Here is a 15733-nt window from a genome sequence, read left to right on the forward strand (position 1 = left end):
CACGGAAGTTATCTAAAGGTACACCAGGTAATATCACTCGATAACCATCTCCGCTGAAATAAGGCTTCTACTACCCCTGTTTTAAAAAAGAAGGCATATACTTCCTTTGTTTAAAAGGGTGGGCCCAAATAAGATATATGCATAATGTCATCTGATACTGATTATTGATTTTTTAAAATTATAATTCCATTCGGCCCATACCTTTCTATTAAAAATTAAAAATCTCTCAACCTAGAGCTTCTACGTAGACAGTTACTTATGTGTAACCAAATAATGAGTGCCCATAAATATCAGGGCAAATATTGATCCTTTGATAAATAATGTGTATAGCGACGGCTCTTGCTCAGTTCCAAGTGAATCAAATGCCATCATGAAGGATAACCAATACCCTGCGAACCCTAACGTAAATCTTGCAGCGTTAAATGCCATCAAATACCACCTTTTTAGCTACCACTCCAAAAGGGGATTATGGTTTTGACCGCAAAAGCTTTTAGCTATAAAATCATAGCCATATCTAAAGCCCCCGGAGGGATTTGAACCCTCGACCTGCTGATTACGAATCAGCCGCTATACCGCTAAGCCACAGAGGCAATTGATTCTCTAAAGATTGCATAAGAATTTAATTATTTCGCTCAGCCTGTAATTGTAGTTCGATGCATTTTACTCTTCCCATATAAACCATCTGACCTCATCTTCAGATAATTGGGCCATTGAATTATCTTTTGATGGCTGCACCCATCTCTGACCATTGCTCTTAATGAACCAAGAGTCAATTATTATTGCAGGATCTGTTAAAGGATAGATGGCATGAAGCAAAAATACACAAAGACGCAACTAATGATCGAGGCATTAACACTTGTTATCCTATTATCCTTATTTGGTTATGTGATAACCAATTGGAATATGATCCCTGAGCAAATACCATCACATTTCAACTTTCAGGGCCAGATAGACAGCTGGAGCAACAAGAACATGATATTTTTCCCTGTTCTTGTCTGCCTGTTCCTCTATCTGTTATTGACAGTTGCATATTTTTATCCATCTATGTGGAACATGCCTGTAAAGATCACCGAAGAGAACAGAGTACGTGCCTATCACTATACACGCAACATGATCACAATACTCAAACTTGAGCTTGTATCTGTATTCGCTTACATAACACTCCAAACATCAAAGGCCGAAATGCTGAGTCAGTATTTCCTTCCTGTGTTTTTGACCGTCATATTTGGAACGATCGCACTTCACATTGTTTATATTAATAAGAAATAAAAAATGAATATTTTACTATGAACCTGTTGTATCATTAAGTGACAATTCTACAGAGCTATTTGTTTCAAACCAACATGTCCTTCATAAAAAGTTGTAAAGTAGCCATACAGAAAAAATGTAGTCAAGACAGCAATTGTTCGGGATAAAAATCATACTATCTTATATAATACCATATCAAAAGCTTAAAAGGTACAAATGGATGCACGCTACAGAAAGATCAGAAATATAATGATCCTGATCCTGTTCCTCAATCTGGCAGTTTCCTTTGCTAAAATTAGCTATGGCCTATTGACAAATACGCTTAGCATGCAATCCGATGGTTATCATTCTTTGTTTGATGGTATTTCCAACATAGTTGGTCTGGTTGTTATCCAGGCTGCTTCCAAGCCTCCGGATGCAGAACATCCATATGGCCATCGCAAATTCGAAACCCTGGCATCAGTTTTCATTGCAGTTTTACTCATCTCCGTGGCTTTTAAGATAGTAAGTTCTTCTTTTTCCAGGTTCGGCAACGGTGATGTGCCTGAAGTGACCTCGATAAGTTTTGCGATAATGGTAGGTACAATGGTAGTAAACTACTTTATTACGACCTATGAATATCGAAGTGGAACGAAACTACAAAGTGAGATACTTGTTGCCGACTCCATACACACCAAAAGTGATATCTATGTTTCTCTCTCTGTTATTATTGGACTCATTGCCATCAAAGCAGGATTTCCGATAATAGACCCTTTGATAGCCCTTGTGATCGCAGGACTGATCATACATGTGGGTTATTCTATTATCTCGAAAAACATTTCTGTTCTATTAGACCATTCACAACTTGATCCGGATGACGTATGCGAGGTAGCATATTCTGTGGAAGGAGTGCTGGAATGTTCCATGATACGAACTAGAGGGGTGCCCGGTAATATATTTTTAGACATGAGAATTGGGGTAGATGATGACATATCCATTGTGGAATCACATGCAATCGCCCATCAAGTTGAGGATAGACTAAAGCAGCAGTTCGATGGGATCCAGGATGTGGTCATTCATATAAAACCAGTTTCATTTGAGCCTTCTCCTTGAACAGAAGAGCATATAAGAATAATGCCATAAGGTGCAGATACTCAAGACATTGATAATGATAGCAATCCCGGTACCTGGAAAAGGAACGTGTATCCTGTTAAGGAACCTCATGCCCCTGTTGCTGTGTAACCCCTCAAACAAGCTATATGCCATGGTTCACATATCAGAGTACGATTCAAAAATCGTGAGAATTACTTTTCTGAATATAGGTGGATCAAATGACAATTTCGACGGAAATAGATGTACATCAATACAGGAAACCAGAATTTAAAATTGATGAGTTATTTGTCAGGAGATGGTCTCCAAGAGCAATGTCAGGACAGTCTGTTCCAGACAAGGACCTTATGCGTTTATTCGAGGCTGCAAGATGGGCTCCAAGTGCAAGCAATGAGCAGCCATGGAGATTCATCTATGCAAAAAAAGGAACAAAATACTGGGATGAGTTCTTTGATCTGGTTGCAGAAGGGAACAAAAGATGGTGCAGGAATGCTGCAGTTCTTATGGTGATCATTTCTAAGATCAGATTTACAAAATATGATGCAGAAAACAGGACACATTCATTCTCAGCTGGGTCAGCCTTTGAGAATTTGCAATTGCAGGCAACTAATCTTGGGTTGATTGTTCACCCATTTTCGGGTTTTGATGAGAATAAGGCCGCTAAAGTATTAGATGTCCCTAAAGAATACTATGTAAATATCATGGTAGCAATAGGAATGCCTGGTAAGATCGATGATCTGGAGGAAAAGGACAGGATAAGGGAATTCCCCTCTGATAGAATGAAACTCAATGCATTGATCTTTGAAGGTAAGTTCAATGAAAAGTGAGGTATCGAAAATAATTATCCCACTCAGCCCATAATTCTCACTTCGATGCAGACGTTGAATTGATGTGGAGAATAAGAGCGCACAATGCGAGTGGCAATGGGCTCAATACCAAAACCGGCCCTGGATGCGGCGGTTTCGATGTGGGAAAGGGAAGTGGAATACAGGTCGGATTCGGGGGTGATGTCGTAGTAATGGATCACAGTTCCGGGCTTTGCAACAACCATGGCCGCGTCTAGGAATTCCTGGGCAGTATGGGGCAGGTTCATAACTATATGGTCAGCTATCCCGGCATATTTCCGGACCTCCCCCCTGGCATCTCCTTCAATAGCTTCCACATTGCTGACCGCATTAAGAGCGATGTTGTGCCTGAGGAACTTAACAGCTTCCGGATTCTTGTCAATGGCTATCACGCGGCATGAAGGCCGGTTCTTTGCGATAAGAATGCTGAAAGGCCCTACACCTGCGAACATGTCTGCGATCACTTCACCATCTTTTACCTGTTCCAGTATCCTGGAACGTTCCGTGGCAAGCCGGGGAGTGAAATACGCTTTCTCCATGTCAATTGCATACCTGCAGCCATATTCTCTATGGACCGTCTGTGTCGTATTTTCTCCATTAATGAATGTGAACCTGCGGGTGCGGAATTCTCCCTCCACAGGTGATAATGCCGCCAGCACGGTTTTGATATGCGGATTGACCTGCAGCAATGCATCTGCTGCCCTCTCCAGGTCCGTTTCCCCGGATTCCAGCAGGGCTATGCTGCCGATAACCTCATATCTGGGCATGTAGCCCAGCATATGTTCCAGAGTGGCTGGCTTTTCATGCAGCATGAACTCATGTTCAGTGACCAGTGCATCTTCAAACAGCAGCTCCGTGAGATCCGCATCAGAGATAAGCGGAATGTATATGTATTGCTCATCCGAGGTGATGCGTACTGTTGTATCCAGTGATCCTTTTTCCATCAGGACTTTCCGGATCTGCTCACCTTTTTTCTTATTCACCTGGATACATTGCTTCTTCATAACAGCACCCCTATGGCAAACCATGAGCCGAAGAAAATAAGAAATATTCCGCATGAGAGAAGGACACTCTCATACGCCCTTGAAGACAATAGTCGCTTGCTTTTGCTGAAAGATACTGATACTATACTGAACCAGCTCAGGTCCGCCATCCAGTGGCCAAATACAAATAATGCAGCCGCTAACAGGCTTATCTCAAGACCATGGAGCACAAGCGCACTGCCTGCTGCAAGCCACCAGATCCAGAAATAAGGATTCGATACAGATGTTATGATGCCTGCAACCACAGGATTTGCAGAAATGTAATTAATATCCCCACCTATCGATGACGCTGCGCTTCGGGCATCCTTTATGGTCAATATTCCAAAAAGGATCAGCACCGCACCGCCGATAAGCGATACTGCAGATATTTCCCTCTCGCCTAAAAGGGAGGGCATGCCAATAACGATCAGAATGCAAATGATAAGCTCCAGCAGTGCATGGCCCAGTACCACCTTCGGTCCTGACGTCCAGCCCGTCTTCATGGAACTATCTATCGTGGCGAATAACATCGGTCCCGGTACAAGCGCACCGGACATACCGACCGCAAAACCTATGGTAAGCATCTCTATAAGTTCGAACATTTTCCACTGTGCCTATATGCTGTGAGCACAAAAAAGGAAAAGAAAGGTAAAAACCTTTCCACAGGCATTATGGTATCAAAGGATGATCTCTATGTCCAGCTCTTCGGCCAGTTCTTTATACCTGTTGCGGATAGTGACCTCTGTCACGCCTGCCACATCTGCTACTTCCCTCTGGGTCCTTCTCTCACCGCAGAGGATAGATGCAATATAGATAGCAGCTGCAGCCACTCCTGTTGGCCCTCGGCCACTGGTAAGCTCTTTCTCGGAAGCCTGGCGCAGGATCTCCACTCCCTTGGACTGCACCTCACCTTTGAGGTTAAGGCCTGAACAGAACCTTGGTACATAGTCTATGGGTGAAGTAGGCATTAATTTCAGGGACAATTCCCTGGAAATGAACCTGTAGGTCCTTCCGATTTCTTTCCTGCTTACCCTTGAAACCTCTCCGATCTCGTCCAGCGTCCTTGGCACGCTGCACTGGCGACACGCTGCATATAATGCTGCTGCAGCCACACCTTCAATACTTCTTCCACGGATAAGGTTCTTGTCAACTGCTTTTCTGTACACGACAGCAGCTGTTTCACGCACCGTTCTGGGAAGACCAAGAGCTGATGCCATCCTGTCAAGTTCTGATAACGCAAAGGCCAGGTTCCTTTCTGTGGCGTTGCTTACACGTATTCTGCGCTGCCACTTCCTTAACCTGTAAAGCTGTGCCCTGTTCTTGGAGGAGATGGATTTTCCGTAAGAGTCACGGTTTCTCCAGTCGATCATTGTGGACAGACCCTTGTCATGTATCGTGTATGTCATGGGTGCACCCACACGGGAACGTTTCATCCTCTGATCGTGATCGAAAGCACGCCACTCAGGTCCTTCGTCCACGAATTCAGCATCCACTACCAGACCACACTCAGAACACACAAGCTCAGCTCTTTCATAGTCCTGTACAAGATTGCGACTGCCACATTCCGGACACTGGACCTTTGCATTCTCAACTTCAGCGTTCTGTTCTTTCTCTTTACGTGCTTTTATCATAGCACGTATTTTTTCCCTTTCAGAAGTGTCTGAATACCGTACCCTTTCGACTTCGACCATTTTATTCACCTTGAAGATACTACAGACGAACTTGAATGTGATTATGTGACTATAGACAAAAGCCTGACATTAGATTTTTATATGTTTCAGTCATTGAACATATAGACGTTCATTCAAATAACGCCGAGCTTCCAGAGTATTACCCCGGCTGTCAAGTTTCACAATATAATATGGATTTTCCACCGGACCAAAATAGCTGGTGACCTTGCCAATCCTCTTGACAGTTTTGTCCATCACAAAAGAATTCATACGAGGCTTGTCCCCTTTGGGCCCCTTATCATCCCCTAGAATGACCAAGGTTGCATTCCCCAAAGCGTGAAGCACTGTTCCAAGTCTTTTCATATCCCTCATTATCTATATATTTCTTTTCTCTCAGGTGATAGAATGCAACTATGTTGTATAAATACTTTTCGCACCTTTTAAATATAGCTCTGTGACTCTTATTATCTATTAAAATGCCTCACCAAAGAGTCACCATAGTATTAGTTCAAAATGACTGCTTTTATATCCTATCACTTGGATTACTTTTTATCCTAGTATGATGGGGCACTTTCTATGAAAATGAGAATTGTAAAATGCAATGATGTAGGGATAAGTAATTGTAATTTCATGGCGCATGGCTATGACCTGGATGAAGTTGAAACAGCCATGTGGACCCACATTAAAACAGAACATAGCGATATGTTAAAAAATATGTCGGAAGACGAACTGCATCAACTCAGACATCGGGTAGCGACCTTCCTTGGACGAAGCTGTGGCTGTGGCCATCTGGAAAAACCAGGGGAAGTTTATGATAAGAACGCATGCAATGCTTTGTACCGTATCCATAATTTCCACAAGGGTCCATAACGTTACTCTTTAAGATCTGCCTCTATTTCGGAGCCTGCTGGAAAAAACTTAAACTTTTTCAGCTCACGCTGACAGCATCTAAGCGAACGAAATACAGAATTTATACTTACATACAACATTTTAAAATAAGACGATGAAGTGCTATTATATAAACCATAGGAGATCATACCATATGAAGATAGGCGTGTGCGGTATTGCTTGCGAGAAATGCCCCAGAATGACTTCCGGCCAGTGTCCTAATGGGAAATCTGGCTGCACTCCAAGACAAAATGAGTTTTGTAAGATCGCCAGTTGTGCTTTCAGCAAAGATGTCCGACTATGTTTTGAATGTGCAGACTTTCCCTGTGAGACTACAAAATCTGGCCCGATCAGTTATGGCTACTGTGAATATATTGCAGGAAAAGGATTCTGATATAAAGTTATCATTTTAAAAATTATATTTTGCCGGCATCTTTTAAGAAATTCAACCATCTGCGTATCTCTTCAGTGCGTTGGGCTGAAAATATCTCGTGGAATTCGTTCTCCTTTTCTTTAGAGATACCTTCCTCGATTTCCCTCAGGTCCATTATGGCGCGTAACAACCCTGCGGTTTCATCAGACAGCTTTTTTGCTTCTTCAAGGGTCATTTCTTTAGTTTCCAGCTCAACTTCGTCTATTCTTTCCTTATCTTTTAGTAATGCAATACATGTTTCAATTTCCTGCTTGTCATCTTCGGATAAGATGTCCTTGTTGATCAGCTCCCATACCCTGTCATGCAGCTTACATTTTTTTCCATCCATTTCAACAAAATAAGGTATTTTTTCTCCCACCCAGAAAAGACGTGTGTGCAATGCTGCAAGAAGCTGCTTTCTTTCCCATTCGGTTATAAGCTTATTATTTTGTTCCATTTCCCTGTCATTATCCATGATCGTACCTCAATCTAAAAAGAAATGATGTACTATTACTTAAAGCCAAAGTAAGACAAAAAACAATCTTATGGATAATGATCGAAAGATCGTGAACCTCTTGAACCATATCACTTTGTCAGGATCCATCCTTTAAATTTCCACTTCCATTACAGGTATTCTTCAATATATCCGATATCTTTACCCGATGTTTCTTCCATAACCTGGATGAAGCATTGTTCATCGACCGTTCGGCCAAGTTCACTTAAACATTGCCAACCAGTCTGCATCGTATCTGATCCGAGGTCCTCGTATACCAAATAGATCGCAGTGAAAGCTTTACTGTAACCGAACTGGATCTCCTCTCCGTTGGTCGAATCGAAATTATCTGCAGTATCCCACGTAGAAAGTGATATATCATATTTTCTTTCCAGCTTTTGGTAAGTTTCTAAAGACTTGTCTTTTCTTTTTATAGCTATCTCCGGATTAGTTTGTTCCAGGACAAGATATGTATATAGGTCCGCATGTCCTTCGTCCATCCAGATGTGTGAAAAATGACAGTCACGTGTCCAATAGTGAGCGAGTTCGTGGATCAGTATGGCATCGCTGGAAGTATGAAGAAGATATATACCTTTACTTCCCTGGTTAAAGCCCCCATAACCTTGAGTGTCTTCAACGCTTGCCTGGACTATAGTGATGTTATATTGAGGAGGGTATGGAAACCCGGTGATATTTTCGAGCAACTCAAGACTTTGCATTGTTGTATGTAGAATATGCTTTCCCCAGGCATCTTCTCCTTCCCAGAACCTGACAGTTATTCCCACATCTTTTTCACTGAGGCGGACAACACTCTTTATCTCCTGCATATCCGTATGATTCACACATGTTACCTGGCAGGGGTTTTTCCAGGTAGCTCCTCGGGGGAAAACAAATTCAGTGAATTCTCCCTGTTCAAGCATATGATAATCCTTTCTTTCAATATCAGTTTCATAGGATTGAGGTGTCCGTAATACAACCTTCGTCCTATTACCGGATTCCATTATGCTGAACACTGCAGTGTTACTGTTGCGTGGAAGATCATATTCAATGTAAAATACATAAGAATCACCATACCATATTTTTTTATTCAGGTTGAAAGTGTAGTATCCCCCAGGCATCAGATCCCAGCTAAGACCATTGCCGCTTTCTTTCTCGTAGGCATAGATGTTCTTTGCATTTTGCGGGAAGTAATAGTTGAAGCTTGAATAATATCCCCTCCAGAACCTGGTATCTTCGTCCTTGTTCTCAAACGTGACCTGTCTGAGCACATGCACGTTCTTTCCGTCAGATGAAACCTCATATGTAACATCTATATCCGTAATTGTCTGGTTCCAGCCACCGGAGACCGGAGAAATGAAACCTATGGACAATACTGTGAAAAAAAGAAAGATGGACCTAAGTAACCGTTTTTCATAGTGATACATATTATCCCGTTTTTATATTTCGTTTTTCTATTCCTTTTTTATTATAGTAATACTGTGCACACGCATGTAAGTATTATGGCATAAAAAACGAAAATCTGTACATACTCTGAAGTAGTGTGTACATAGTCCGGTAGAGAATGCTTAAACATCCCTCATTTCAACAAAGATAAGGTTACCGCTTGTTATTTTTCGGATCACGTCAAATGGAAATATAGTAAACGATATAAATAGGAAAAACCATGAGGAATGAACATTCAGGAGATACTCACATGAAATACTGGCAGCCAAAATATGAGACCATGGGTCATGAAGAACTCAAGGAATTACAGCTCACTAGGTTAAAAAAAACAGTGGCTGCAACTTATAATAATGTTCCTTTCTATGCCCGCAGGTTCAGAGAGGCAGGTATCAAGCCTGAAGATATCCGATCTCTGGATGATCTGAGGCGCCTTCCTTTTACCCGTAAGACCGATTTGCGGGATAACTATCCTTTCGGTCTTTTTGCCGTGCCTAAAAAAGATATAGTGCGTATCCATGCGTCTTCAGGTACAAGCGGTAAACCAACTGTCGTAGGATACACCAGGAACGATCTGGAAGCGTGGTCAGATCTCCTGGCACGCAATCTGACCATGGTAGGTCTTGGCAAGGATGATGTATTCCAGAATGCAGTGAACTATGGCCTTTTTACAGGCGGGCTTGGGTTCCACTACGGAGCTGAAAAGATAGGTGCTATGACAGTTCCCAGCGGTACCGGCAGCACTGTACGTCAGCTTGAGATGATGATGGATTTTGGAGTAACAGCACTGCACTGCACGCCTTCTTATGCTCTTTATCTTGCTGAGACCGCAAGGGAGATGGACATAGTTGACAAATTGTCCCTGCGTGTAGGATGTTTCGGTGCGGAACCATGGTCATCGAACACCCGGAAACAGCTTGAGAACATACTCAACATCAAGGCATATGACTCCTATGGACTTTCTGAGCTCATGGGCCCGGGCGTGGCCTTTGAGTGTCAGGAGCAGGATGGTCTGCACCTCTGGAGCGATCATTTCTTTGCAGAGGTACTTGACCAGGATGGCGAACAGGTAGCAGAAGGAGAAAAAGGCGAACTCGTGCTAACATCTCTTACCAAAGAGGCGCTTCCTATCATAAGATACAGGACAGGTGATATCACGCGTCTACTGGAAAGCGAGTGTGCATGTGGTCGCACTTCTGTGCGTATCTCAAGATTATTAGGCCGAGCTGATGACATGCTCATAGTCAGGGGAATAAATGTATTCCCGTCACAGATAGAAGACGTCATAGTGAAGATCCCTGAGATCACGGAACATTTCCAGGTAATACTGGACAGGAATAAGAAAATGCTTGATGAGATCACCGTGAAAGTGGAGATCACCGATAACGCTTTTACAGGTGAGCTGCGTGATCTGGCTGCGCTGCAAAAACATGTGGAAAATGAACTGCAAAGCGTTCTGAACATACGTACTAATGTGGAATTGGCTGAGAAAGGCTCCATACCCCGTAGTGAGGGGAAGTCCAAGAAGGTCATTGACAGGCGGAATGCTCTTTGATCTTCTTCGTTTAATAGTTCAGCAAGAACTGCAAATAAGGTGATATAAAAATGGTACATGTTATGGAAATCCTTGGAATGGCAAGGGTAGTTGTAAAAGATGGCAAGGTCATAGAAGTAGGTGAACCACAGATCGAATGGTGCCCTCTCTTTGAAAAGGCCAGAGGTATCAAAGAGATCAACTCAGAGGAAGTTCGGAAGAACATGGAGTTCCGCATCCGGGATTTCGGCTTGTTCACTCCACAACGAAAACTCGAGATGGATGTGTTCGTGGGTTTCGGTGCTTCTGAAGTGATGATGACAGGTCTTAACAGAGGTCTGCTGGATGCCACGGTAACTGTATGTGATGGGGCAGGCACCGTCATTACTGCCAATCCGAGACTTGTACAGGGAATGGGAGCGCGGATATCGGGTCTCGTGGAGACTGAACCGATCGCTGAGGTCATCGCAGGCATTGAACAAAGGAATGGTACTGTTCTTGATCCGCAGCATGCAAGCATCGATCCGGTCAAAGGTGTGGAAAGAGCCGCACAAATGGGCCACAGGAAGATAGCCGTTTCTGTAATAGATGCTCTGACAGCTTCAAGGATAAGGGACCTTGAGAGTGCACAGGATCTGGATGTTTTTATAATAGCTGCTCATACAACGGCCCTCACAAAAGAAAATGCTGCTGAGCTGCTGAAATACACTGATATTGTAACAGCGTGTGCCTCCAGGAACCTGCGGACACTCATAAAACCAGTTGCACAGGTGGGCACGGCAGTGCCCCTGTTCGCAGTGACACAAAAAGGTAAGGAGCTGTTACTTGAACGCGCAAAGGAAGTAGACAGCCCCATACTTATAAACACCATGCCTCTTCCGGTACTACCTGATCAAAAGCAACCCAGGGAATTGATATGAGGACAATTGAAAGGGTTCCATAGACATATAGTATGACAGGACCACTTTTTTTGTCTGTTATTGACCTTAAGCTATCAGCCCTTCTATTGTTTCATTTTTCCTGTATACCGTACCCTGGAAGGTTGCGATCATCTCGTTCTCCTCATCTGTTATGGTAATTACATAGGTCGCCAATTTGTGGCCGAGCGATACTTCCCTGGCCTCTGCGGTCAAATATCCTTTTCTTGCCGCTTTCACGAATGCTATGGAACAATTTATTGCCACTGCAACTCTGCCATGAGCATTCGAGGCACTGCCGAATACCAGATCTGCAAGGGTGAAGATCGCTCCTCCGTGTACAGTGCCGAAGGCATTAAGATGCTCATCTGCTATCAGCATGTGAGCTTTTGCGTATCCGGGCCTTACCTCAAGCAATTCCATATTACAATGAGCTGCAAACCTGTCCTTGGACAATAGTTCCATTAGTGGTGTAATCTTTTCCTGCACTGTGAACACTCCTTCATATTCAAGCTATAACTAAATGCTGCAGAAGGACTAAAAATCTGCCGATTATGGATCAGGGATCTTGTCTGCTATGGCCTATCAATAAATGAACAGCTGAATAAAACAGCATAAAAAATAATGAAAATTATTAATCATGATATTTTCCAGATAACCTTATATATGATTAGTTACTTTATTGTCATGATCAACCATGATAGAAAAGTACGGACACGAAACAGAAATGACGCAGCTCGTCATAGTGCTGATAACAATGGCCATAGCAACGCTTGCATACTACTCATTGTTCAATTATCACGGGGTGATCTGACTCTCCTGTGATAACATACAAACTTACATATTATTCTCCTCCTATCCTTTTTTTCTTTTTTAATACCTCCTCCTAATATCTTTTTTTTTCTATATTATTCAACAAAATATAGATAAGTATTTATTTAAGATTCTCTTAGGTTTAACCAGGTGGTATAAAACGGAACACACTAACTCTTCCCTTAGAAGTATTCTCTGGGAAATACGTATAATTATTCTGTTCTATGTAATAGGTGATTGGCTGAGCACGGTATATGCTCTTCCTAACGGACAGGAAGGCAACATACTTCTTAGTCCCTTTATCTCAGGCAGCGGGATCTATGGCTTGTTGCTGCTTAAATTATTATTTGTGGCCTTGCTGGTGGTCAATTTCTACGTACTGAACAATTGCAGGCACGAGATAGCACCATACCTAAAAGAAGGACTAAAATCTTCAGTAGCCATACTTGGCATTGTTCTTACAGCAAACAATATACTTGTAGGACTTTATGACTGGAGCTTTCTGGGATCCATGGTTGCCGTACTGAACGCGTGATATTTGCCCTAAATACCTATATACATTTAGTTATTCATCTTTGTTCCATGAAGAAAATAAAAGGTATTTCCAGAGATACCCTTATATTTATTTTAGAGGTCAGCAGGTCATCTTATCCGAATGAGTTCGCGGGCTTGCTTCAGGCAGAAGATGGCATTATAACCGAAGTGCTGATCTTGCCGGGAACAGAAGCTGGAGAAAGCAGTGCTTTGCTGCGACTGTACATGATGCCCAATATTTCTACTGTAGGTTCCGTGCATAGCCACCCCGGAGGGATCATCAAGCCATCCAGTGCAGATCTGCAGATGTTCGGGAAGACAGGGAATTACCACATAATAGTAGGATACCCCTACGACCTTCAAAGCTGGACATGTTTTAATGCCGAAGGTGAAGAGCGGGAACTGCAAATAATAGATGATCAAACAGATGAGTAAGCCTTTATGCATACTGAAGTTGTTTTTTTTCGGAAAAGCAACAAGTATATATATTAAAAATACCAGTATGACAATTGCAGTTAGCTTAGTTGGCGAGTAAAGAAAAGGATAATACCGTTTCTGTTTGCTTCTTTTAGGTTAATTGACTGAATGCAGAGAATGGGTTGCATTGATCAAGGTGAATTATTCGGTCTCAACTGAAGCTGTTCCTAATGCCTTTTTTAAAGGTATTGTTATAGATACAGTATGCTTATCCGCAAGTTTGTGGTTTTTGCAAAATAGAGATTTAAAGCCAGATCGGTCGCTCATACACAAATCCTCAGTTTAACATACTGAGACACACCAATACAATAAAACAACAAAGGATATCAAATATGAACAACGATAGAAGAGGCGGAAGTGGCGGATTCAGGTCCGGCGGAAGTGGCGGTTCAAGAGGCGGAAGCGGTGGATTCAGGTCCGGCGGAAGTGGCGGTTCAAGAGGCGGAAGCGGTGGATTCAGGCCAAGCGGTCCGAGGGAAATGCATAAAGCAACCTGCGCTGACTGTGGACAGGAAACCGAAGTGCCATTCGTGCCATCCGGTGACAGACCTGTATACTGCAGGGAATGCTACCAGAAGCACAGACCACCAAAGAGATACTAAATACACTTATTGATCTTTGCTGAAGTGATGTACATTATTTGTACAGTCGCTTCATTTTTTAAATGTTTCATTTCAATTTATTCTATACTCCGATCGTACCATCATTGGTCGATGCAGTATCCCTGTTCAATTCAAAGTGATCCCTCTTCAGTTTGTACACGAGCAGAGTTGAAGCCAGAGCTACTGAAACAGAATTAGCCAATACCAAAGCCATATCTTTGATCAGCAACCCATGGTACAACCATAATGTCATACCTGTCGTAGAACACAAAAGCATCAATAATGAGATGTCTTTTGTGGACTTTGTCTTCAAAGCTTTCAGAAGCTGAGGTGCAAAAGCGAGAGTTGTAAGTGTCCCTGCCAGATAACCGATCATAAGGTACCTCTTTTAGATTGTATCTTTTAATAGTCGAATGCATAATTTATATATTATTAAAGTACATCTAAGTTTAAAAACTGATCTGATGTTTGCTCTCTTTTTTATGATCTTTAAAAGGTCTCATTGCTAAGCATGGTGTTCATGCACCATTGCAAAATTACATTAAAGTATTAAAATACTCATGTGAGCTGAAAAGTATCATGGGTATTGTGAATTAATGCAAGGCTTTGTTATATATTACAATGTCATTGGACTGTTCAGAAGACATCTTTGCTGGGTGCCTACATCCATATTAAAAGGTGGGTATGTTCCACCCTCCTGCTTCCGTGGATCGCTATAGGCTTGCAGAAACGGATAATCCCAAATTGACAATACTAATGGTGATAGTTCCATGGTTCTCATAGAATCCTCAGAACTCCTCGATACTCTTAAACTATTGCACACCTTTGCAGCAACTTTCAGTTTACAGGAAGCTTCAAAAGCATACAACAATGTAATTTGCCTGGTTCAGCTGATGGAAAAAGAGATATCCGATGATGAAACACACAATAACAGGGATGTGTGTTCAAATTGTTTTACCTGACCTGCTCCTGACATTCATTTAAAGAGCAATATTATTTGGATAAGTTATGCACGTTCATGTCGTAAGTTTCTTGTACAATGCCGGAAGCCTTGCAGGAAGCACCTGCGCATCGTCTATTATCGTGTAACCAACATTTGAGAAGATGGTATCAAGATAGTTTCCCGGAACTTTATCTACTGTTATACAGAAGAAATGTATGTTCCTGGCATTGCCTTCCTGGATGGCTACCCTTGTATCCTCTTCTGCCATGCGTCCTTCGTATGCTCCTTCTCCATGACAGGTATCATAGGGTTCTCCATCTGAAAGGAGCACTATCATCTTAGTAGTTGCCTGCACCTGTTCCAACTTTGCTATGGAATGCCTGATCACGGGCCCAAGTCGAGTGTTAGCCACTGGTTCCAGCAGGCTGATCCTGTTGGCCACAGTACCGGAAAAATCCTCATTGAACTCCTTTATTATGTAATACTCCACATCATTGCGGGTATGGCCGGAGAAAGCGTAGATAGCATATTTGTCTCCAATACTTTCCAGTGCCTGGCTCATTATGATCAAAGAGTCTTTTTCCACATCTATAATGCTCTGCCCGCCAGTGTCCAGTTTTTTGGAGGTGGAAGCACTGACATCTACAAGGAAAATCGTAGCCACATCCCTTTCTCTCTTATCCCACCGCACATAAAAACGATCATCCTGATCCGCACCACATCTTTTCTGCATGAGGGCTTCTATGAACATATCGATATCAATCTCAGTGCCATCTGTCTGTCCTTTTAACTTGTGGAAGGATTCA

Annotated in this window: 20 protein-coding genes and 1 tRNA gene; 11 read left to right on the forward strand and 10 right to left on the reverse strand. The window is 42.5% G+C overall.

Annotated elements, in window-relative coordinates:
* Window positions 1-518: 518 nt before the first annotated feature.
* Window positions 519-590 (reverse strand) — tRNA-Thr (locus AB7U21_RS05010).
* Window positions 591-807: 217 nt separating this feature from the next.
* Between AB7U21_RS05010 and AB7U21_RS05015 the strand changes: the two genes are divergently transcribed.
* The 3 genes from AB7U21_RS05015 (at window position 808) to AB7U21_RS05025 (ending at window position 3164) form a co-directional block, all read left to right on the forward strand.
* A complete protein-coding gene (locus tag AB7U21_RS05015; RefSeq protein ID WP_428387455.1) occupies window positions 808-1269 on the forward strand; it encodes a DUF1648 domain-containing protein in 462 nt (153 codons plus the stop codon).
* Window positions 1270-1464: 195 nt separating this feature from the next.
* Complete coding sequence (locus AB7U21_RS05020) at window positions 1465-2340, forward strand: cation diffusion facilitator family transporter (protein ID WP_333788300.1); 876 nt, start codon at window positions 1465-1467, stop codon at window positions 2338-2340.
* A gap of 218 nt (window positions 2341-2558) precedes the next feature.
* On the forward strand, window positions 2559-3164 hold the full coding sequence (locus AB7U21_RS05025; RefSeq protein ID WP_428387457.1) for a nitroreductase family protein: 606 nt from the start codon (window positions 2559-2561) through the stop codon (window positions 3162-3164).
* Window positions 3165-3187: 23 nt separating this feature from the next.
* On the opposite strand, the gene AB7U21_RS05030 is transcribed toward AB7U21_RS05025, so the two are convergent.
* The 4 genes from AB7U21_RS05030 to AB7U21_RS05045 all read right to left on the reverse strand — a co-directional run bounded on the left by AB7U21_RS05030 (window position 3188) and on the right by AB7U21_RS05045 (window position 6237).
* Window positions 3188-4186 carry a class I SAM-dependent methyltransferase gene (locus AB7U21_RS05030; RefSeq protein ID WP_428387459.1) on the reverse strand — a complete coding sequence of 333 codons (999 nt, stop codon included), beginning with the start codon at window positions 4184-4186 and terminating at the stop codon, window positions 3188-3190.
* Window positions 4183-4806: a LysE family transporter gene (locus AB7U21_RS05035; protein WP_333788303.1), complete on the reverse strand. Its 624-nt coding sequence runs from the start codon at window positions 4804-4806 to the stop codon at window positions 4183-4185. The genes AB7U21_RS05030 and AB7U21_RS05035 overlap by 4 nt, the downstream gene beginning before the upstream one ends.
* Window positions 4807-4881: 75 nt before the next feature.
* Window positions 4882-5895 (reverse strand): transcription initiation factor IIB, encoded by a 1014-nt coding sequence (locus AB7U21_RS05040; RefSeq protein WP_292352913.1) that lies wholly within the window; start codon window positions 5893-5895, stop codon window positions 4882-4884.
* Window positions 5896-5985: 90 nt separating this feature from the next.
* A complete protein-coding gene (locus AB7U21_RS05045; RefSeq protein ID WP_333788304.1) occupies window positions 5986-6237 on the reverse strand; it encodes a Gar1/Naf1 family protein in 252 nt (83 codons plus the stop codon).
* Window positions 6238-6450: 213 nt separating this feature from the next.
* Between AB7U21_RS05045 and AB7U21_RS05050 the strand changes: the two genes are divergently transcribed.
* Together AB7U21_RS05050 and AB7U21_RS05055 are read left to right on the forward strand one after the other, a co-directional pair.
* Window positions 6451-6744 (forward strand): DUF1059 domain-containing protein, encoded by a 294-nt coding sequence (locus AB7U21_RS05050; protein ID WP_333788305.1) that lies wholly within the window; start codon window positions 6451-6453, stop codon window positions 6742-6744.
* A gap of 172 nt (window positions 6745-6916) precedes the next feature.
* Window positions 6917-7156 (forward strand): DUF3795 domain-containing protein, encoded by a 240-nt coding sequence (locus AB7U21_RS05055; RefSeq protein ID WP_428387462.1) that lies wholly within the window; start codon window positions 6917-6919, stop codon window positions 7154-7156.
* 22 nt (window positions 7157-7178) lie between these two features.
* Here AB7U21_RS05055 and AB7U21_RS05060 read toward each other — a convergent pair whose 3' ends face one another.
* Complete coding sequence (locus AB7U21_RS05060) at window positions 7179-7649, reverse strand: DUF5788 family protein (RefSeq protein WP_333788123.1); 471 nt, start codon at window positions 7647-7649, stop codon at window positions 7179-7181.
* 149 nt (window positions 7650-7798) lie between these two features.
* Window positions 7799-9091 (reverse strand): hypothetical protein, encoded by a 1293-nt coding sequence (locus AB7U21_RS05065; RefSeq protein ID WP_333788122.1) that lies wholly within the window; start codon window positions 9089-9091, stop codon window positions 7799-7801.
* 269 nt (window positions 9092-9360) lie between these two features.
* Here AB7U21_RS05065 and AB7U21_RS05070 point away from each other — a divergent pair, with 269 nt between their 5' ends.
* Window positions 9361-10662, forward strand: coding sequence for a phenylacetate--CoA ligase (locus tag AB7U21_RS05070; RefSeq protein ID WP_333788125.1), 1302 nt, complete (start codon window positions 9361-9363; stop codon window positions 10660-10662).
* Between the two features lie 50 nt (window positions 10663-10712).
* Window positions 10713-11561 carry a methanogenesis marker 8 protein gene (locus AB7U21_RS05075; protein WP_428387465.1) on the forward strand — a complete coding sequence of 283 codons (849 nt, stop codon included), beginning with the start codon at window positions 10713-10715 and terminating at the stop codon, window positions 11559-11561.
* 66 nt (window positions 11562-11627) lie between these two features.
* Here the strand turns inward: AB7U21_RS05075 and AB7U21_RS05080 are convergent, their stop codons facing one another.
* Window positions 11628-12047: a PaaI family thioesterase gene (locus tag AB7U21_RS05080; protein ID WP_428387467.1), complete on the reverse strand. Its 420-nt coding sequence runs from the start codon at window positions 12045-12047 to the stop codon at window positions 11628-11630.
* A 652-nt stretch (window positions 12048-12699) separates the two neighbouring features.
* On the opposite strand from AB7U21_RS05080, the gene AB7U21_RS05085 reads away from it, so the two are divergent.
* From AB7U21_RS05085 to AB7U21_RS05095, 3 genes are all read left to right on the forward strand, one after another.
* On the forward strand, window positions 12700-12906 hold the full coding sequence (locus AB7U21_RS05085) for a hypothetical protein (protein WP_333788119.1): 207 nt from the start codon (window positions 12700-12702) through the stop codon (window positions 12904-12906).
* Between the two features lie 47 nt (window positions 12907-12953).
* Window positions 12954-13340, forward strand: coding sequence for a Mov34/MPN/PAD-1 family protein (locus AB7U21_RS05090; RefSeq protein ID WP_333788118.1), 387 nt, complete (start codon window positions 12954-12956; stop codon window positions 13338-13340).
* A 374-nt stretch (window positions 13341-13714) separates the two neighbouring features.
* Window positions 13715-13984, forward strand: a complete 270-nt coding sequence (locus tag AB7U21_RS05095; protein WP_292352903.1) for a CxxC-x17-CxxC domain-containing protein — start codon at window positions 13715-13717, stop codon at window positions 13982-13984.
* A gap of 82 nt (window positions 13985-14066) precedes the next feature.
* Here AB7U21_RS05095 and AB7U21_RS05100 read toward each other — a convergent pair whose 3' ends face one another.
* Window positions 14067-14360: a SemiSWEET transporter gene (locus AB7U21_RS05100; protein WP_333788117.1), complete on the reverse strand. Its 294-nt coding sequence runs from the start codon at window positions 14358-14360 to the stop codon at window positions 14067-14069.
* A 394-nt stretch (window positions 14361-14754) separates the two neighbouring features.
* On the opposite strand from AB7U21_RS05100, the gene AB7U21_RS05105 reads away from it, so the two are divergent.
* On the forward strand, window positions 14755-14946 hold the full coding sequence (locus AB7U21_RS05105; RefSeq protein WP_333788116.1) for a hypothetical protein: 192 nt from the start codon (window positions 14755-14757) through the stop codon (window positions 14944-14946).
* A 54-nt stretch (window positions 14947-15000) separates the two neighbouring features.
* On the opposite strand, the gene AB7U21_RS05110 is transcribed toward AB7U21_RS05105, so the two are convergent.
* Window positions 15001-15733 (reverse strand): nitric oxide reductase activation protein NorD (locus AB7U21_RS05110; RefSeq protein ID WP_428387471.1); only part of this gene is annotated, 733 nt, incomplete at its 5' end.

The organism is Methanomethylovorans sp. (assembly GCF_050177135.1).
GTDB lineage: Archaea > Halobacteriota > Methanosarcinia > Methanosarcinales > Methanosarcinaceae > Methanomethylovorans.